14 protein-coding genes and 1 pseudogene are annotated in these 19450 nt (G+C 65.2%); 11 read left to right on the top strand and 4 right to left on the bottom strand.

Translation table 11 applies throughout. The features are described 5' to 3' along the window. Window positions 1-67: 67 nt before the first annotated feature. Both ASG57_RS26180 and ASG57_RS26175 read right to left on the bottom strand, forming a co-directional pair. The gene (locus tag ASG57_RS26180; protein ID WP_024336930.1) at window positions 68-1291 is read right to left on the bottom strand and encodes an ABC transporter substrate-binding protein; all 1224 of its coding nucleotides are present in this window, start codon (window positions 1289-1291) and stop codon (window positions 68-70) included. Window positions 1292-1425: 134 nt separating this feature from the next. Next, on the bottom strand, window positions 1426-1782 hold the full coding sequence (locus ASG57_RS26175) for a DUF1304 domain-containing protein (protein ID WP_200948587.1): 357 nt from the start codon (window positions 1780-1782) through the stop codon (window positions 1426-1428). Between the two features lie 98 nt (window positions 1783-1880). Between ASG57_RS26175 and ASG57_RS26170 the strand changes: the two genes are divergently transcribed. Further along, a complete protein-coding gene (locus ASG57_RS26170) occupies window positions 1881-2411 on the top strand; it encodes a methylated-DNA--[protein]-cysteine S-methyltransferase (protein WP_057198241.1) in 531 nt (176 codons plus the stop codon). 121 nt (window positions 2412-2532) lie between these two features. Here the strand turns inward: ASG57_RS26170 and ASG57_RS26165 are convergent, their stop codons facing one another. After that, a complete protein-coding gene (locus ASG57_RS26165; protein WP_024336933.1) occupies window positions 2533-5322 on the bottom strand; it encodes a [protein-PII] uridylyltransferase in 2790 nt (929 codons plus the stop codon). A 187-nt stretch (window positions 5323-5509) separates the two neighbouring features. Between ASG57_RS26165 and ASG57_RS26160 the strand changes: the two genes are divergently transcribed. From ASG57_RS26160 to ASG57_RS26135, 6 genes and pseudogenes are all read left to right on the top strand, one after another. Continuing rightward, a complete protein-coding gene (locus ASG57_RS26160) occupies window positions 5510-6481 on the top strand; it encodes an aliphatic sulfonate ABC transporter substrate-binding protein (protein WP_057198239.1) in 972 nt (323 codons plus the stop codon). Between the two features lie 241 nt (window positions 6482-6722). Beyond that, window positions 6723-7568, top strand: coding sequence for an ABC transporter permease (locus ASG57_RS26155; RefSeq protein ID WP_024336935.1), 846 nt, complete (start codon window positions 6723-6725; stop codon window positions 7566-7568). A gap of 4 nt (window positions 7569-7572) precedes the next feature. Then, window positions 7573-8358 carry an ABC transporter ATP-binding protein gene (locus ASG57_RS26150; protein WP_024336936.1) on the top strand — a complete coding sequence of 262 codons (786 nt, stop codon included), beginning with the start codon at window positions 7573-7575 and terminating at the stop codon, window positions 8356-8358. A gap of 54 nt (window positions 8359-8412) precedes the next feature. Then, entirely contained in the window at window positions 8413-8922 is a 510-nt protein-coding gene (locus ASG57_RS26145; protein ID WP_024336937.1) for an OsmC family protein, read from the top strand. A 187-nt stretch (window positions 8923-9109) separates the two neighbouring features. After that, the gene (locus ASG57_RS26140) at window positions 9110-9889 is read left to right on the top strand and encodes a hypothetical protein (protein WP_057198126.1); all 780 of its coding nucleotides are present in this window, start codon (window positions 9110-9112) and stop codon (window positions 9887-9889) included. A 186-nt stretch (window positions 9890-10075) separates the two neighbouring features. After that, window positions 10076-11687, top strand: a pseudogene (locus ASG57_RS26135) (methyl-accepting chemotaxis protein). Between the two features lie 86 nt (window positions 11688-11773). Here the strand turns inward: ASG57_RS26135 and mutS are convergent. Then, window positions 11774-14512 carry a DNA mismatch repair protein MutS gene (mutS, locus tag ASG57_RS26130; protein ID WP_057198124.1) on the bottom strand — a complete coding sequence of 913 codons (2739 nt, stop codon included), beginning with the start codon at window positions 14510-14512 and terminating at the stop codon, window positions 11774-11776. A 215-nt stretch (window positions 14513-14727) separates the two neighbouring features. Between mutS and pcaF the strand changes: the two genes are divergently transcribed. The 4 genes from pcaF (at window position 14728) to ASG57_RS26110 (ending at window position 19402) form a co-directional block, all read left to right on the top strand. Then, window positions 14728-15936: a 3-oxoadipyl-CoA thiolase gene (pcaF, locus tag ASG57_RS26125; protein ID WP_057198122.1), complete on the top strand. Its 1209-nt coding sequence runs from the start codon at window positions 14728-14730 to the stop codon at window positions 15934-15936. A 229-nt stretch (window positions 15937-16165) separates the two neighbouring features. Beyond that, window positions 16166-16867, top strand: a complete 702-nt coding sequence (pcaH, locus tag ASG57_RS26120; RefSeq protein ID WP_057198237.1) for a protocatechuate 3,4-dioxygenase subunit beta — start codon at window positions 16166-16168, stop codon at window positions 16865-16867. Beyond that, complete coding sequence (gene pcaG / locus ASG57_RS26115) at window positions 16868-17470, top strand: protocatechuate 3,4-dioxygenase subunit alpha (RefSeq protein WP_156402821.1); 603 nt, start codon at window positions 16868-16870, stop codon at window positions 17468-17470. It begins immediately after the preceding gene. A 243-nt stretch (window positions 17471-17713) separates the two neighbouring features. Then, a complete protein-coding gene (locus ASG57_RS26110; RefSeq protein WP_024336943.1) occupies window positions 17714-19402 on the top strand; it encodes a methyl-accepting chemotaxis protein in 1689 nt (562 codons plus the stop codon). The last annotated feature ends 48 nt before the right edge of the window (window positions 19403-19450 follow it).

Raw genomic sequence — 19450 nt, 5'->3', positions numbered from 1 at the left:
CATCGACCCCGGAATCGCGGGGTTCCGGGTCTGGCGCTTGCGCGCCATCCCGGAATGATCGCGAAGCCTAGCCCGACGGGCCCGAGTCCTCGATGATCGGTCCGAACAGCTCCCAGCGTTCGCCGTTGAACTTCATCATCTGCATCTGCTTGTTGACGCGGTAGTCGTTGGGGCCGGTGTTGATCTTGATACCCGGCAGCGCAAGGCTCGGCGTGAAGCCCTTGATGTTGGCGGCCTGCTTCATGACGTTCTCGCGCGTCAGGTCGTCGCCGCATTGCTTGAGCACCTGCACCAGCAGTTCTGCCACCGAATAGGCGTAGGTGTTGATGGTGTTGAGCTTGTCTCCTTCGGGGAAGTACTTGTCCATGAAGGCGAAGAAGGCCTTCACGCCTGGATCGTCCTTCCATTGGGGATCGCCCGGGTCCTTGCCGTAGTTCGTCGAGATGATGCCTTTGGAAATGTCGAGGCCGGCCGGCTTCAGCGTCGCCGACACCGGGCTCGCGTTGATGTCGAGGATATGCACCGGGGTCCAGCCGAGGTCGGCGAGCTTCTTGATGGCCTGCGCCGCGAACTTGGGCGTTGAGGCGTCATAGAACAGGTCGACGCCCATCGACTTCAGCTTGACCACCTGGGAGTCGACGGTCGGATCGGTCACCTCATAGGACACCTCGCCGACGATCATGTTGGCCTTGTCGCCAAGGCCGCTCTTGAGGCCGGCGAGATAGTCGCGGCCCATGTCGTCGTTCTGGTAGAGCACGCCGATCTTGGCGTTGGGGTGATTGGCGAGAATGTACTTGGCGTAGATCCGTCCCTCGGACACGTAATTGGGATTATAGGCCATGGTCCAGGGGTAGTTCTGCGGGTCGTTGAAGCGCGCGGCACCCGTCGAGGCGAGGAGCTGCGGGATCTTCTTGCCGTTGAGGTATTTCTGCACGGCGGCGTTCGCGGCAGTTCCGATCAGCTGGAAAGTGAACAGGACCTCGTCGCCTTCGACCAGCTTGCGGACCTGCTCGACCGTCTTCGGCGGCGAATAGGCGTCGTCATATTGGATCAGGTTGATCTTGCGGCCGTTGATGCCGCCCTGATCGTTGATCATCTTGAAGTAGGCGGCCTGGGTCTTGCCGATGTTGGCATAGACCGAATAGGCGCCGGAGAACGGCACAGTCTGGCCGATCTTGATCTCCGTGTCGGTTGCGCCGGTGTCGTATTTCTTCTGGGCGAGGGCCTGGCTGGTGGAGACCGCGACGGCGAGCGCCGCTGCGGCAGCTATGAAGGCTCTGCGATTGTTCATGTTGGGTCGTTCCTCCTGACGGAATTATCGGCCGACGGTCTTTCTCCGTTGATTGCAACGGTCGCCATCGCTGCCGAAGATTGTGGAGGAAGGTTTGCCGCTACGCAAGGATGGCGGCGCTGCGCCGTAGCGTCTCAGGCGAGAAACAATGCGACCAGGGCGACGGCCGCGGGCAGCGCCTGCACGATCAGAATCCGCGTGCTGACGGTCGCGGCGCCATAAGCACCGGCCACGATCACGCAAAGCAGGAAGAAGACCTTGATCTGGAATGCGAAGGTCGGGTTGCCCTGCGCAAGCCCCCAGATCAGGCCGGCGGCGAGGAAGCCGTTATAGAGGCCCTGATTGGCGGCCAGCACCTTCGTGATCTCGGCCTTCTCCGGCGTGTTGCGAAACACCTTGAGGCCCTGCGGCCTGTCCCAGAGAAACATCTCCAGGATCAGGAAGAAGACGTGCAGTGCCGCGACCAGCGCCACCAGGACATTGGCGATCAGGTTCAAGTTGACCTCCCCTGAAGCGTCAGCTTTCGGGTGGACGTTAGCACGGCCGGCATGGCAAGTGCGACGGGTGTGTTTCGATGCCTGGTGCCGCGATGCCCGCTCGTTCAACCAACTCGCCCGACCGCTTCGGCCTCGATCGCGTGACGACGCCGATCGGTACCGCGCTGCTCGTCACCGATGCCGAAGGCGTGTTGCGCGCGCTCGACTGGGAAGACTACGAGCAGCGCATGCGTGAACTGTTGCGCCTCCACTACGGCACGGTGGATCTGCGCGAGCAGCCTGCGCCGACGGCGATGCGGATTGCGCTGGAGCGCTATTTCGACGGCGATCTCGGTCAGATCGCAGGCATTGCGTGGCGCATCGCCGGCACGCCGTTCCAGCAGAAGGTCTGGACTGCGCTCGCGCAGATTCCTGCCGGCACCACCATGAGCTATGGCGCGCTCGCGGCAAAGATCGCCATGCCCAGGGCGATCCGCGCCGTTGGTCATGCCAACGGCTCAAATCCGATCAGCGTGGTGCTGCCCTGCCATCGCTTGATCGGTGCGAACGGTTCGTTGGTGAAGTACGGCGGCGGACTGGAGCGCAAGCGCTGGCTGTTGCGGCATGAGGGCGTGGAGGTTTAGGTCTCCCCCATCGTCTTCCGGGGCGCGCGAGGCGCGAGCCCGGATCATCTATCCGCGTAACCGTTGGCTCAATGGATACCGGGTTCGCCGCTATCGCGGCGCCCCGGAATGACGAGAGGCCTCACGCCGCCGGCTGAACCGCCTTGTCGCTAGCCATCACATGAGTCAGCGCGCTCTTGATCGCGGCCTGCCGCGTCGGCGCGTTGATCTGCGCGCCCAGGAGGTCGGTGACGTAGAACACGTCGCGCGCGCGCTCGCCGAAGGTCGCGACATGGGCCGACGCAATATTGAGGTTTAGCTTGGAGATCGCCGTGGTCAGCTCGTAGAGCAGGCCGGGCCGGTCGAGGCCGGAGACCTCGACCACGGTGTAGCGGTCGGACCATTGGTTGTTGATGGTCACTTCCGGCTCGATCACGAACGGCCTCGCCTTGCTGCGCACGGTGCGCCGCGCGACGGCTTCGGGCAGGCGCAACTTGCCCTCCAGCACGTCCTCGATCATCTCGCCGATGCGCGTGGCGCGCCTTCCCTCGTCCTCGTCGCGATCGTATTCCCGGGAGATCGAGATCGTGTCGAGCGCGCGGCCGTCGGTCGTGGTGTAGATCTGGGCGTCCACGATGTTGGCGCCGGCCGAGGCACAGGCGCCGGCGATGATCGACAGCAGCCAGGGATGGTCGGCGGCGAAGATCGTCAGCTCGGTGACGCCGCGCACCTCGTCGAAGCCGACATTGATCGCGAGCTTGTGGCCGGCCTGCTCGCTGGAGCGGACGAAGCGGGCGTGGCGGATCTTGCGCGGCAGCTCGACCTTGAGCCAATAGGCCGGATAGTGCCGTCCGATATAGGCATCGAGCTCTTCCGCCGGCCATTCGGCAAAGGCGTTGCGGAATTCGGCATAGGCGGCCGTGAGGCGCTTGCCGCGATCGACTTCCGAGAAGCCGCCCGTGAGCACCGGCTCGGTTTCATAATAGAGCGAGCGCAGAAGCTGCGCCTTCCAGCCGTTCCACACGCCTGGGCCGACACCCCGGATGTCGGCCGTGGTCAGGATGGTCAGGAGCTTCATCTGCTCGACCGACTGCACCACGGCGGCGAAATTCTCGATGGTCTTGCGGTCCGAAAGATCGCGCGACTGCGCGACCGTGGACATCGTCAGATGCTCCTCGATCAGCCAGGCCACGAGCTCGGTGTCGGCCGGACTGAAGCCGAGCCGCGGGCACAGCCGGCGGGCCACCTTGGCGCCAGCGATCGAGTGATCCTCGGGCCTGCCCTTGGCGACGTCGTGCAGCAAGGTCGCGATGTAGATCACGGCGCGGTGCTCGGGCCGGATCTTGCGGAAGAGGTCGCTGGCGAGCGCGAACTCCTCGATGCCGCCGCGCTCGATGTCCTGCAGGAAGCCGATGCAGCGGATCAGGTGCTCGTCGACGGTGTAGTGATGATACATGTTGAATTGCATCATCGAGACGATCTTGCCGAAGGCGCGGATGAAGTGGCCGAGCACGCCGGTCTCGTTCATCCGCCGCAGCACGATCTCCGCGTTGTCCGAGGTCAGGATCTCCATGAACAGCCGGTTGGCCTCGGGATTCTCGCGAAGCTGGGCGTTGATCAGGCCGAGCGAGCGCGTCACGTCGCGCATGGCATCCGGGTGGAAGGCGAGGTTGTTCTTTTGCGCCAAGCGGAAGATGCGGATCAGATTGACCGGATCGTGCTTGAAGATGTCGGGCGCGGCGACGTTGATGCGGTTGTTGTCGACGATGAAGTCGTCGCTGTCGGGGACGCGCCGCTTCACGGTGCTGGGGCGCAGCCGCGCCATCATCCGGCTCAGCACCGGCGCAGGCTTGGCCTGCTGGTCCTCGAGCTTGGCGCAGAGGATGGCGGTGAGGTTGCCGACCTCCTTGGCCACCAGGAAGTAGTGCTTCATGAAGCGCTCGACGTCCTGCATCCCGGGATGCGAGGTGTAGCCGAGGCGCACCGCGATCTCGCGCTGGAGGTCGAAGGAGAGGCGCTCTTCGGCGCGGTTGCAATGGAAATGCAGATTGCAGCGCACCGACCAGAGGAAATCCGCGCAGCGACGGAAGGAGCGATATTCCTGCGCATCGAACACGCCGCGCACGACCAGCTCGTTCGTATCGCGGACGCGGTAGACGTACTTGGCGATCCAGAACAGCGTGTGCAGGTCGCGCAAACCCCCCTTGCCGTCCTTGACATTGGGCTCGACCAGATAGCGTGACTGGCCGCCGCGGCGGTGCCGCTCTTCGCGCTCGGCGAGCTTTGCGGTGACGAATTCAGACGCGGTGCCCTGCACGACCTCCTTGTCGAAACGCTCGACCAGCTCGTCATAGAGCGGCTTGTCGCCGGTGAGGAAGCGCGTCTCCAGGATCGCGGTGCGGATCGTCATGTCGCCGCGCGCCTGCCGGATCGATTCATCGACCGAGCGCGTGGCGTGTCCGACCTTCAGCCCCATGTCCCAGAGACAATAGAGAATCGCTTCGGCGACCTGCTCGCCCCAGGCGGTCTGCTTGTAGGGCAGGATGAAGAGCAGATCGATGTCCGATTCCGGCGCCATCAGGCCGCGGCCGTAGCCGCCGGTCGCCACCACCGCCATGCGCTCGGCGCCGCTCGGGATCGGCGAGCGGTACAGATGGCGCGTCGCGGCAGAGTACAGGATACGGATGATCTCGTCCTGCACGTGGCACAGCCGCTCGGCGCAGCGGCGGCCGTGGCGGTCCTTCAGGAGGATCGCCTGTGCGGCGGCGCGCGCGGCGATCAGCTCCGCCTTGAGCAGTTGCGCCATCGCCGTGCGGAACGCGTCCTCGCGTCCCTGATGCTTTTCGGCAAGCGCATCGACCGCGGCGGTGATCCGCGCGGTATCGAAGCGATCGTCCGCCCCGGCCTTCTGCTCAGTCGCGATGCTGTCCATGTCTCTCCGGATATAAGAGGTGAAAGGCGCTGTCACCCGCCAATCTCTGGCAATAGTCGTTCCATGCTGGAAACGCGCGGCTTCGGGCAAATCTGTCCTCAGCTCGGGTACTTTGGAGGGACAGATTTCTCATTGACCTCTAGATGTAACTCATTGAAAAACAATGAAGTTTTGGAGGAGGCTGAGCGTGACCAGGATTACACGACGCATTCTGTTGGCAGGCGCGGTGGCGCTCGCCGTGACCCCCGCGGCACGGGCGGCGGATCCGCTCAAGGAGATCCGCATCGATTGGGCGACCTACAATCCGGTATCGATGGTCCTGAAGCAAAAGGGTCTTCTGGAGAAAGAGTTCGCCAAGGACGGCATCAAGGTCACCTGGGTTCAGTCGGCCGGATCCAACAAGGCGCTCGAATTCCTCAACGCCGGCTCGATCGATTTCGGCTCGACCGCGGGCTCGGCGGCGCTTGTCGCCCGCATCAACGGCAATCCGATCAAGTCGATCTATGTCTATTCACGCCCCGAATGGACCGCGCTGGTGACAGGCAAGGACTCCAGGATCGCTGCTGTTGCCGATCTCAAGGGCAAGCGCGTCGCGGTGACGCGCGGCACCGATCCGCACATCTTTCTGGTGCGTGCGCTGCTCGGCGCCGGCCTGACGGAGAAAGACATCACGCCCGTGCTCCTTCAGCATGCCGATGGCAAGACCGCGCTGATCCGCGGCGACGTCGACGCCTGGGCCGGTCTCGATCCCGTGATGGCGCAAGCGGAGGTCGAGGAGGGCGCAAGGCTGTTCCACCGCAAGGCCGACGCCAACACCTGGGGCATCCTCAATGTGCGCGAGCAGTTCTTGAAGGATTATCCCGAGGCCGTCCGCCGCGTCCTCTCGATTTACGAGGAAGCGCGGAAGTACTCGCTGGCGAACTACGACGAGCTGAAGAGGACCTTCATCGCCGTCACGAAACTCCCCGAGGCGGTCGTCGACAAGCAGTTGAAGGACCGCACCGAGCTCACCCACAGCCGCATTGGCGCCCCCCAGCGCGAGTCGATCCTCGCCGCCGGTCTCGCACTCCAGCAAGCCGGCGTCGTCGATCCCAAGGTCGACGTCAAGGCGACGCTGGACGCCCTGATCGACGACCAGGTCCCGCTGCCGACGAATTGAGGTCGGCAGAGAAGAGGCGGACAAGCGCAGCAGTCTCCGCTGTCGTCCCGGGCAAGCGTGAGCGCAGACCCGGGACCCGTAATCAAGGGGACTCGTTTGGCGCGGAAGACGTCACTCCGGGTCCCCGTAACCACATCGTCCTGGGGTTATGGGCCTCGATCTGCGCTTCGCTTGTCCGGGGCGACGGCGGAGAATGTCGCGCGCCCTTGCATTCCTTCACCAGACACGCTTGCTAATGGCCATGATCTCCGACGCGCCAGTTCTTCGACAATCCTCTGATACAGCCGAGCGTGCCGCCGCAACATCGGCGCTGTCGCGCTTTGGGCGGCCCATGCTGGGTGTGCTGCTGCCGGCCTCGCTGGCGCTTGGCTGGGAGCTCGTGGTCTGGTTTGGCTGGTCCAACGGCCGGCTGGTGCCGCCGCCCTCGCGCGTCCTGGTCGAAATCGCCGAGCTCGCCCACTCCGGGGAGCTGGTCCGCCACATCACGGCGACGCTCTGGCGCGTCGGCCTCGGCTTCCTGTTCGGCGTGGTTGCGGGCACGCTGCTCGGCGCCATCTCCGGCTATTGGTCGCTGGCGCGCCGGCTGCTCGATCCGACCGTGCAGGCACTGCGTGCGATTCCCTCGCTCGCCTGGGTGCCGCTGTTCATTCTCTGGCTCGGTATCTTGGAGACCTCGAAGAACGCACTGATCGCGGTCGGTGTGTTCTTTCCGGTCTACCTGGGCGTGATGGGCGCGATCCTGTCGGTCGATCGCAAGATCGTCGAGGTCGGTCGCACCTTTCGCCTGTCCGGGTTCGCCATGATCCGCCGCATCCTGTTGCCTGCGGTGCTGCCCGCCTATGTCGTGTCCTTGCGCGTCGGACTTGGGCTCGGCTGGATGTTCGTGGTCGCGGCCGAGCTGATCGGCGCCGCCGAAGGCCTCGGCTATCTCCTGCTCGATGGCCAGCAGCTCGGCAAACCATCGCAGATCCTCGCCGCCATCGTGATCTTCGCCGTCCTCGGCAAGCTCACGGACTGGCTGATCGAGATCGGGTCCGCGCCCTTCCTGCGCTGGCAGGACGCCTTCTCGCGCGCGGCGGGAGCTTGAGGCAATGCTGGCGCTCGACCGGGTCAGCAAGACCTATCCCAACGGCGTCGAGGCGCTGGCGCGCTTCTCGGCCGAAATCAGGCAAGGCGAGATTATCGCCATCATCGGCGGCTCCGGCTGCGGCAAATCCACATTGTTGCGCGCCATCGCCGGCCTCGACCGTGCCAGCTCAGGCTCGGTGACGCTCGACGATGAGGTCATCACCTCGCCGCACGCCAAGATAGGCATCATCTTCCAGGAGCCTCGGCTGCTGCCGTGGCTCAGCGTCGCCGACAACATCGGCTTTGGGCTCGCCGATTTGCCCGCGATCCAGCGTCGCGAGAAGGTGGCGCGCGCGCTCGAGCGCGTCGGGCTCGCCGACAAGGCGCAGGCCTGGCCGCGCGAGCTCTCCGGCGGGCAGGCGCAGCGGGTTGCGATTGCGCGGGCGCTGGTGCCGCAGCCGGAGGTGCTGCTGCTCGACGAGCCGTTCTCCGCGCTCGACGCTTTCACCCGCAGGGATCTCCAGGATCATCTGCTCGACCTCTGGGCCGACACGCGGCCGACCTTGATCCTCGTCACTCACGACGTCGACGAGGCCGTGGTGCTGGCCGACCGCGTGCTGGTAATGCGACCGCGACCGGGCAGGCTGTTCGACCAGATCGGGATCAATCTCGGCCGGCCCCGCGACCGCAACTCGCCCCTGTTCGAGAATTTCAAGCGCAGCGTGCTGACCTCACTCGACCGATCGCTCGACCGCAGCGTGCCCGACCGCGACGCAACAGAGGGTCCCGGGCGGGCCATGTGGTGGTGACAATCTTGCTGCGAGCCGGTACATCGGAGGTATCATGTCCCGGGAGAGAACAAGATGGACGCTGTGCAACTGCGCCAGATGCAAGCCCCAATCAAGGAGCGCTACAAGACCGATCCCAAGGCTGCGTTGATCACGCTGAAGGCCAAGGGCTCCACCGCCAGCGAAGGCATCGCCTGCAAGATCGAGACAGGGCGCGCCATCGCGATGGCCGGCCTGCATCCGGGCACCGGCGGCTCCGGCCTCGAGCTCTGCTCCGGCGACATGCTGCTTGAAGCCCTGGTTGCCTGTGCTGGCGTCACGTTGAAATCGGTTGCGACGGCGATCGAGGTGCCGCTCAAGACTGGCAACGTCTATGCCGAGGGCGATCTCGACTTCCGCGGCACGCTCGGCATCGACAAGGAAGCGCCGGTCGGCTTTGCCGAGATCCGTTTGCGCTTCGAGGTCGACACCGACGCGCCGCAGGACAAGCTCGATCTCCTGCTCAAGCTCACCGAGCGCTATTGCGTGGTCTATCAGACCATCAAGAACGGCCCGAAGGTGTCAGTGTCGATGCAGCGGATGTAAGGGCGCAAGTCATCATCCCAGCAATTGGTGTCGTCCCGGGGGCATGCCTCTTGGCGCGAGCCCGGGACGCCATGAGCGCAGGCCGTCGCGATTTCGGGACGGTCGTTGCTCCCAGCTCTCGAACCACGGCGGCCTGTGGTCATGGATTCCGGGCGCGCGCTTCGAGCGTCCCGGAATGACAGACAGAATGTCCCTCGACCTCCACTTCCTTCTCTTTCTTCTCCTGCGCATGGCGGTTGCGGCGGCTTTCGTGGTGACGGCGTCGGTCGTCGCCGAGCGCTTCGGTCCTGTGATCGGCGCGCTGGTCGCGACCCTGCCGGTTTCGGCCGGTCCCTCCTACGTTTTCCTCGCGCTCGATCACGACGCGGCCTTCATCGCGCAGAGTGCGCTGGCGAGCCTGCCGGTCAATGCCGCGACGATCGTTCTCGCACTCACCTATGTCGTGCTGGCGCAGCGACATGGCCTTCTCGTCAGTTGTGGATGCGCAGTCGCGGTCTGGATCGTGCTTGCATCGATCATCCGCCAATTCGACTGGTCCCTCGCCGCGGGGCTTGCGGCCAATCTGATCGCGTTCGGCGTCTGCATACCGCTGCTCGCGGGCTATCGTCATGTGAAGATGCCGCTGGTGACGCGCCGTTGGTACGATGTGCCGATGCGCGCTGCGCTGGTCGCAACTCTCGTTGCCATCGTGGTCTCGACATCGAGCTGGGTTGGTCCCCGCATCAGCGGCATCATCGCACTGTATCCAGTGGTGTTCTCCAGTATCATGGTGATCCTGCATCCGCGCATCGGCGGACGGCCGACCGCCGCCGTGCTTGCCAACTCCGCCTGGGGCCTGCTCGGATTCGGCATGGCCATCGCTGTGCTGCACGTTGCAGTCGTATGGTTCGGCTCCGCCGTCGGGTTGTGCCTCGCGCTCGCGACCTGCGTCATCTGGAATTTGACGCTGTGGGCGAGGAGTCGCTGATCGTTGCGTGCGACCGACTCACTCGGCGAGGCCCGCGCAGCTGATATCCGATGAGGATGTTAGAAGTTTATTCGAACTTGTTGCTTACATTGACCTTGGCAATTCCCGTCCAGCGTTCAGTACGTCCGTTTGCGGTCCGTAAGTCTACGGAGCGCCTTTGCACAACCGGGTTGATACGGAGATACTATGTTCAAGCGCAAGTCGAATTCCGACGCATTGACGTTGATGGCGACCAAGGTGGTGAGTGCCAATGTGATGGTCGCGGATAACGACCTCAACATCGTCTACATGAACAATGCCGTCACGGATTTGCTCCGCGAGGCGGAGACAGATCTCAAGAAGGAGCTGCCGCATTTCAATGTGAACACGCTCGTCGGCACCAACATCGACGTGTTCCACAAGAACCCCCAACATCAGCGCCGGATGCTCGCGAGCCTCAGCACGGCGCATCGTGCGATGATCCAGATCGGTGAACGGAAGTTCGATCTCGTCGCAACGCCCGTGAAGAACGACGACGGCAGCCGCGCCGGAATCGTGGTGGAATGGTCCGATGCCTCGATCCGCCTCCGGAACCTCGACTTTGGCGCGCAGGTGGCAGCTGCGAGCCGTTCGCAGGCGGTCATCGAGTTCAACATGGACGGCACGATCATCACCGCCAACGCCAACTTCCTCGGCGCGCTCGGCTATTCGCTCGACGAGATCAAGGGCAAGCACCACAGCATGTTCGTCGAGCCCAGGGAGCGCGACGGTGCCGCCTACCGCGAGTTCTGGGCCGCGCTCAACCGCGGTGAATACCAGGCTGCCGAATACAAGCGTATCGGCAAGGGCGGCAGGGAAGTCTGGATCCAGGCCTCATACAATCCGGTCTTCGACGAGAAGGGCAAGCCCTTCAAGGTCGTGAAGTTCGCGACCGATGTCTCCGCGCAGAAGCTGAAGAACGCCGATCTCGCCGGTCAGATCGCGGCCATCGACAAGGCCCAGGCCGTCATCGAATTCAACATGGACGGCACGATCATCACCGCCAACGCCAATTTCCTCGGCGCGCTCGGCTATTCGCTGGCCGAGATCAAGGGCAAGCATCACAGCATGTTCGTCGAGGCCTCAGAGCGCGACGGTTCCCGCTATCGCGAGTTCTGGGCCGCACTCAATCGCGGCGAGTACCAGGCGGCCGAATACAAGCGCATCGGCAAGGGCGGCAAGGAGGTCTACATCCAGGCCTCCTACAATCCGATCCTCGATCTCAACGGCAAGCCGTTCAAGGTGGTGAAATACGCCACCGACGTGACCAAACAGGTCCTTGTCCGCATGGGCAACGAACGCGTCCGCGGCATGATGGAATCGGTTGCTGCCGGCTCCGAGGAGCTCAATGCGTCGGTACGGGAGATTTCCGAGGCGATGACCAAATCGCGCGAAACCGCAGGCGATGAGCGGCATCGTCGAGATGATCAACAACATCACGGGGCAGATCAACCTGCTCGCGCTCAACGCCACGATCGAGTCCGCGCGCGCCGGCGAAGCAGGCCGCGGCTTTGCCGTGGTCGCATCCGAGGTGAAGAGCCTCGCCAACCAGGCCAAGCAGGCCACCGACAAGATCGGCGAGGAGATCGGCAGCCTCAACAGCATTTCCGGCGATGTCGTCAGCGCGCTTGGTTCGATCAAGCAGGCGATCAACAATGTCAGCGAGTACGTGACGTCGACGGCCGCGGCGATCGAGGAACAGAGCACTGTGACGAACGAGATGTCGACCAGCATGCAGCGCGCCGCCGCGGAAGCCGCGGCGATGGCGGCGCGGGCTTGACCTTGCATAGGTAGCCCGCATGAGCGAAGCGACATGCGGGAACAAACCTCCCGGATGTCGTTGCCCTCATCCGGGCTTCAGCACGATTACGGCTTCGGCAGCTTGGCCTTCAGGGCATAGAGCGCATCGAGCGCCTCGCGCGGCGACATCTCGTCGGGGTGAAGCGCCTTCACCGCCTCCATGAGCTGCTCGGCTTCGCTCGGCGGCGCGGCCTCCGCGGCGGCGCGCGAGGGGACTGCGAACAGCGGCAGGTCGTCCACCAGCGCGCGCGCGGTCTGGCCGCGATCCTGTGCCTCCAGCTTGGACAGCACCGATTTGGCACGCGTGATCACCGCCGGCGGCAGGCCGGCGAGCTTGGCGACCTGGATGCCGTAGGAGCGGTCGGCCGAGCCCGGCAGCACCTCGTGCAGGAACACGACGTTCCCCTGCCATTCCTTGACGCGCACGGTGGCGTTGAACATCCGCGGCAGCTTGGCCGCCAGCGCGGTTAGCTCGTGATAATGCGTGGCGAACAATGTGCGGCAGCGATTGCTCTCGTGCAGATGCTCGATTGCGGCCCACGCGATCGAAAGGCCGTCGAAGGTAGCGGTGCCGCGGCCGATCTCGTCGAGGATCACGAGCGAGCGCTCGCCGGCCTGGTTGAGGATGGCCGCGGTCTCGACCATCTCCACCATGAAGGTCGAACGGCCGCGGGCGAGATCGTCGGCGGCGCCGACGCGCGAGAACAGGCGATCGACGATGCCGATCCGCGCGCGGGTGGCCGGCACGAAGCTGCCGATCTGAGCCATCAAGGCAATCAGCGCATTCTGGCGCAGGAAGGTCGACTTACCCGCCATGTTCGGACCGGTCAGCAGCCAGAGCTGACCGGACTTCTGCGCTGGCGCAGGCGACAGATCGCAGGCATTGGCAATGAACGGCTCGCCGTTGCGCTTCAGGGCCTGCTCCACCACCGGATGACGGCCGGCTTCGATGGCGAAGCTGAGCGAGCCATCGACCTCGGGCCGCACATAGTTCTCGTCGACTGCCAGCTTGGCCAGCGAGGTCGCGACGTCGAGCAGCGCAAACCCTTGTGCCGCCGCGCGCAGATCGTCGCTGATCGCGAGCGCCCTGCCGCAGAGCCGCTCGAAGATCTCGAGCTCGAGCCCGAGCGCGCGGTCGCCGGCATTGGCGATCTTGGCCTCGATCTCGCCGAGCTCGGAGGTGGTGAAGCGCACCTGTCCCGCCAGGGTCTGGCGGTGGATGAAGGTGGCGTTCAGCGGCGCCGACATCAGCTTGTCGCCATGCTGGGCGGTGACCTCGACGAAATAGCCGAGCACGTTGTTGTGGCGGATCTTGAGGCCCTTCACGCCGGTGTCGTCGGCGTAGCGCGCCTGCATCGAGGCCACCACCAGGCGCGAGGCGTCGCGCAGGTTGCGCGCCTCATCCAGTGCCGGTTCGTAGCCCTGGCGCACGAAGCCGCCGTCGCGCTTGATCAGCGGCAGCTGCTCGTCGAGTGCGCCGGCGAATTCGGATGCGAGAGCGCGCGACGGCCTCTGCAGCGCCGCCATCACCGCTGCGATCTCCTGCGGCGGTCGATCCAGTTCGGAGAGCCGGGCCAGGACCTGGTCCGCAGCGATGATGCCGTCGCGAATGCCGGCGAGGTCGCGTGGTCCGCCGCGGCCGACCGAGAGCCGGGCCAGCGCGCGCGAAATGTCGGGTGCGCCGCGCAGGATGCTGCGAATGTCCTCGCGCGCGGCGGAATCGGCCACGAAGGCCCTGACCGCGTCGAGCCTCCGCGCGATCGCCGGCGCATCCGTCAGCGGGGCCGCCAGGCGCTGGGCCAGCAGGCGCGAGCCGGCCGAGGTCACCGTGCAGTCGATCGCGTCGAGCAGCGAACCACGGCGCTCGCCGGCGAGGGTCCGCGTCAGCTCGAGATTGGCGCGGGTGGCCGGGTCGATCGCCATGGTCGCGCCCGAGGCTTCGCGCGCGGGCGGCGACAGCGGCGGATGCTTGCCGACCTGGGTACGATCGACGTAGGTGACGGCGGCGGCCGCGGCGGTGGCTTCCAGGCGCGTGAGCTGGGAGAGCCCGTCCATGGTTGCGACGGCGAAGTAGTCGCACAGCCGCTTCTCAGCCGTCGCACCGTCGAAGACGTCGCGGGTCAACGGCGTCACCGCCGGCAGCTCGCGCAACGTCTGGCCGATCTCGTTGTCGTTGTAGAGCGCGTCGGTGACGATCGCCTCGTTCGGGTTGATGCGCGCCAGCGTCGCCGCAAGCTCGCCGCTGGAGCATTCGGTGACCATGAATTCGGCGGTCGATATGTCGATCCAGGCGAGGCCAAAGCGGTCGCCGCCGGCCGAGGAACGGGCGCGCGCGATCGCCAGCAGATAATTGTTGGCGCGCGCGTCGAGCAGCGTGTCCTCGGTCAGCGTGCCCGGCGTGACCAGCCGCACCACGCCGCGGCGCACGACGCTCTTGTTGCCGCGCGCTTTCGCCGCGGCCGGATCCTCGGTCTGCTCGCAGACGGCGACGCGGTGACCGGCCGAGATCAGGCGGTGCAGATAATCCTCGGAGCGCTCGACCGGCACGCCGCACATCGGAATGTCGGCGCCCTGATGCTTGCCGCGCTTGGTCAATACGATGCCGAGCGTCTTCGAGGCGATCTCGGCGTCCTCGAAGAACAGCTCGTAGAAGTCGCCCATCCGGTAAAACAAGAGGAGGCCCTGATGCGCCGCCTTGATCTCCAGGTACTGTTCCATCATCGGCGTGACGCGCGCGGCTGCTTCGGCCTGCGGCGCGGGCGCGGATTCGGCCTCTTGGGCGGAGATGGGCTGCTGTATCGTCATGAGCGGCGCAACCTACAAAATTTCGCCACCTGCTCCTATCGCTTTGGCCGGCAAGGGGAGGTTTTCCACGTTGTCCGCATCGCGGTATGCGCGGCCTGTGTGCGCGTCCCCCGGAACATGCGGGCATCAGTCAATTGACCTGCCGCGGGCACCCTCCTAAAACTCCGCCGACATTGAAGAATTTGGCCGAACCGCGGCATTCAGGGAGAACAACGATGCGTGACGTCTTTATCTGCGATGCCGTCCGGACCCCGATCGGCCGCTTCGGCGGCTCGCTCGCCAAGGTGCGGGCCGACGATCTCGCCGCAGCCCCGATCAAGGCGCTGATGGCCAAGCACCCCAACCTCGACTGGGCGCAGGTGGACGAGGTGTTCTTCGGCTGCGCCAACCAGGCCGGCGAGGACAACCGCAACGTCGCGCGCATGGCGCTCCTGCTCGCAGGTCTGCCGGATTCAGTTCCCGGCCAGACCCTGAACCGGCTCTGCGCCTCCGGCCTCGATGCCGTCGGCGCTGCGGGGCGCGCGATCCGCTCCGGCGAGATCGAGCTCGCGATCGCGGGCGGCGTCGAGTCGATGACCCGCGCTCCCTTCGTGATGGGCAAGGCGCAGGAAGCTTTCTCGCGTTCGGCTGAGATCTTCGACACCACCATCGGCTGGCGCTTCATCAATCCGCTGCTGAAGGCGCAATACGGCGTCGACGCGATGCCGGAGACCGGGGAGAACGTCGCCGAGGAATTCCAGGTTTCCCGCGCCGACCAGGATGCCTTCGCCATCCGCTCGCAGCAGCGCGCGGGTGCGGCGATCACGGCCGGCTATTTCGCCGAGGAGATCACGCCGATCACGATCCCCGGCGGCAAGGCCGGCCCCATCACCATCGACAAGGATGAGCATCCGCGTCCCGAGACCACGCTGGAAGGCCTCGCCAAGCTGAAGCCGATCGTGCGCAATCCCGGCACGGTCACCGCCGGCAACGCCTCCGGCGTCAATGACGGCGCCGCCGCGATGATCCTCGCGTCCGAAGCTGCGGTGAAGAAGCACGGCCTGACGCCGCGCGCGCGCATTCTTGGCCTTGCCTCGGCCGGCGTGCCGCCGCGCATCATGGGCATCGGCCCCGTGCCGGCCACCCGCAAGCTGATGGAGCGCCTCGGCAAGAAAATCAGCGATTTCGACCTGATCGAGCTTAACGAAGCCTTCGCCTCGCAGGGTATCGCCTGCCTGCGCCAGCTCGGCGTCAAGGACGATGCCGATTTCGTCAATCCGCATGGCGGCGCCATCGCGCTCGGCCATCCGCTCGGCATGAGCGGCGCGCGGCTCGCCCTCACGGCGGTTCACGGCATGGAAAAGCGTGGCGGCAAGCTGGCGCTCGCCACCATGTGCGTCGGCGTGGGCCAGGGCGTCGCGGTCGCGATCGAGAAGCTGAACTGACCGGGCGCGAAGCGTCCGCCCCGTCCATCTGACGTCATGCCCGGGCTTGTCCCGGGCATGCACGTTCTCGGCGCCCCGGGAACATCGTGGATATGGCCGGACAAGCCCGGCCATGACTGAAGCAGGGAACCGACGCGCTCGAAACCCGCTTCCCCCAATTAGTTATATCCTATAATGATCGGCGAAAGCGCTGACCGGCTGGATCACAATGGCCGGGGAGGAGTTCGCCATGACCTTCATCTACCCCACAGACAGCAACAAGGCGCATCCGCTGCCGCTGTCGCCCGAGTACAAGAGCTCGATCAAGCGCGCGCCGAACAAGCCCCTGATCCCGATGCGCCACACGCTGTCAGAGCTGACCGGCCCGGTCTACGGCCACGAGACCGTGCGCGACGGCGACAACGACCTCACCCGCCAGCACGCGGGCGAGCCGCTGGGTGAGCGCATCATCGTCCATGGCCATGTCCGCGACGAGGATGGCCGCGGCGTGCCGCACTCGTTGGTCGAGATCTGGCAGGCCAATTCCTGCGGCCGCTATGTCCATGTCCGTGACCAGCATCCGGCGCCGCTCGATCCGAACTTCACCGGGGCGGGCCGTACCGTGAGCGATGCTTCCGGCTACTACCGCTTCGTCACCATCAAGCCCGGCGCCTACCCCTGGGGCAATCACCACAACGCCTGGCGGCCCGCACACATCCATCTCTCGGTGTTCGGCTATTCCTTCGTCACGCGGCTCGTGACGCAGATGTATTTCCCGAACGATCCCTTGTTCCCCTTCGACCCGATCTTCAATTCGGTCCCGGATGAGAAGGCGCGGGCGCGGATGGTCTCTTCGTTCGATCTCGAGAACACCAAGCCCGAATGGGCGCTGTGCTACCGCTTTGACATCGTGCTGCGCGGCAAGAACGCCACCCCCATGGAGAATCACTAAGTGCAGGAGTCTGTGAAGCCCGACGGGATCACCCCATCGCAGACGGTCGGTCCGTTCTTCAAGTACGGCCTGACGCCCAACGGCGAATACGCGTGGAACGACGCGTTCACCAATTCAACGCTGACCCCGGACGTCTCAGGCGACCGCATCCGCATCGAGGGCCGTGTGTTCGACGGCGACGGCGTCGCCGTGCCGGATTGCATGCTGGAGATCTGGCAGCCGGATGCGCAGGGTCGCTTCGCCGATCCCCAGGACAAGCGTGCGCTGCCGAATGCGAGCTTCCGCGGCTTTGCCCGCTGCGGCACCGACAAGGATGGCAACTACGCGTTCGAGACCATCAAGCCGGGCGCTGTGCCGGATTCCGACGGCAAGCCGCAGGCGCCGCATATTCTGCTTGCGGTGTTCGGCCGCGGCATGCTCAGGCATCTCTACACCCGCATCTATTTCAGCGACGAGGCCGGCAACGCTGCCGATCCCGTGCTGGCGCTGGTGCCGACTGACCGCCGGGCCACGCTCACTGCGATGCGCGAGGCTGGCAAGCCGGTCTACCGGCTCGACCTGCGACTCCAGGGCGACAACGAGACGGTGTTCTTCGACGTGTAACTCGTCGCGTACCGCTGACGCGAGTCGGCGGGCACGCGCGCTTCCAGCGCAGTGCGCGTGGCAGGCATCCCCTCTGTGCTCTCGTCTGTGTGTCAGCCTTGCTGACCAAACAGCGATCGTTCAGTGCTTTGCTGCCCGTAGTTTTGCGGAGCTTTTCGTCGACGTCCTTTCGAAAGGGCAATCCCGTATTTACGATGTTGATCTAGGCTCCTCGCGGTTTCGGCGCGAGCCCTGGAATATTTCATGAAGTTTCGTCTCTCGTTGTCCTCTGCGATCATTGCATTCGGCATCGTTCTGGCCCTCGGTTTCGCGGCCGTGGTCTCCACCAGCCTTTACACCTTGAAAGAACTCAAGGTCGGCGGCCCGCTCTATTCCGACATCAAGCTCGGCAACGACCTCATCGCCGACATCCTGCCGCCGCCGGAATACATCATCGAGGCTTACCTCGAGGCCACCCTCGCGATGCGTGAGCCGGATCAACTGGCCGCGCATGGCGAGCGCCTGGTCCAGCTCCGCAAGGATTACGACGAGCGCAAGGCGTTCTGGGTCTCCTCCAGTCTCACGGAGGACCTCAAGACCACGCTGGTGTCGAAGTCCGATGAGCAGGTGCAGAAATTCTGGAAAGCATCCGACCAGCTGCTGCCGGCGCTCAAGGCCAAGGACGCGGCTGCGTCCGAGCGCATCTATGCCCAGCTCAAGGACGCCTACACTGCGCATCGCGCCGTGATCGACAGCATCGTCGAGAGCGCCAACAAGCGGAATGCCGCCATGGAGAAGCTGGCCGCGGACCGCGACAGCTCGATGCTCTATATCCTCCTTGGCGTCTCCGTAGCCGTCCTCGGCTTCATTGCCGCTGGCCTGCTCGGCGTTGCCCTCGGTGTCGTGCGCCCGATCGTGCGAATGACCGACACGATGCAGAAGCTTGCGACCGGCGATCTCGCCGCCGACATTCCATTCGCGCGCCGCCAGGACGAGGTCGGCTCGATGGCGGGCGCGCTCCTGGTGTTCAAGCAGGCGGCTATCGAGAATTCCCGCCTGCGCCAGGAACAGTTGCGGCAGGAGCAGGAGGCGGCGCTTGCCAAGCGCGCCGCCCTGCACCAGATGGCCGAAACCGTGGAGCGCGAGACCGGCCGCTCGGTCGACACTGCGGGCGCGGCGACGCAAGGCGTCGAGCGGGCCGCGTCCAGCCTGTCCGAGATTGCGAAATCGCTCTCGGCGCAGTCGCAGGCGGTCGCGGCGGCCTCGACGCAGGCCCTCGGCAGCTCGCAAGCCGTCTCGGCGGCGGCCGAGGAATTGAGCGCCTCGATCCGCGAGATCGCAAGCCAGGTCGCACGGACCAGCACCGTCACCAAATCGGCGGTCGCCGGGCGCGAGCAGGCGCGCTCGACCATTCAGGCGCTGGCGGGATCGGTGAAGAGGATCGCGGAGGTTTCCGACCTGATCGGCGGCATCGCAGGCCAGACCAACCTCCTCGCGCTCAACGCCACGATCGAGGCGGCGCGCGCCGGCGAAGCGGGCCGCGGTTTCGCGGTGGTTGCCGCCGAGGTGAAATCCCTGTCCGACCAGACCGCCAAATCCACCGAGGAGATCGGGCGGCTGATTGCCGAGATCCAGACCTCGACGCAGGCCGCAGTCGACGCCGTGGAGGCCATGGGAGGCCACATCGTCGAGATCGACGGTGTCGCGACCTCGGTCGCCGCCGCGATGGAGGAGCAGGACGCCGCGACGCGGGAGATCACGCGGTCGATTTCCGAATCGGCGTCCGCTGCCAAAGAGGTCTCGGCCAAGATCGGCGATGTCAGCCGCGATGCTGCCTCCGTCAACGAGCGCGCCGCGGAGGTCAGGCAGGCGATCGCCGGGATGGCGGCCAATCTCGAACAGCTGCGGTCGGTCGTCGTCAGTACCGTGCGCGACTCGACCGCGGCGGCCTGAGCCCGGCGGCAACTCGGCCGCTGGTGCCCGGGAGCGTGATTGTGCAGT

The organism is Bradyrhizobium sp. Leaf396 (assembly GCF_001424605.1).
Taxonomy (GTDB): domain Bacteria; phylum Pseudomonadota; class Alphaproteobacteria; order Rhizobiales; family Xanthobacteraceae; genus Bradyrhizobium; species Bradyrhizobium japonicum_C.
The sequence above is the reverse complement of the archived record's forward strand: the minus strand, read 5'-3'. Positions and strand labels throughout refer to the sequence as shown.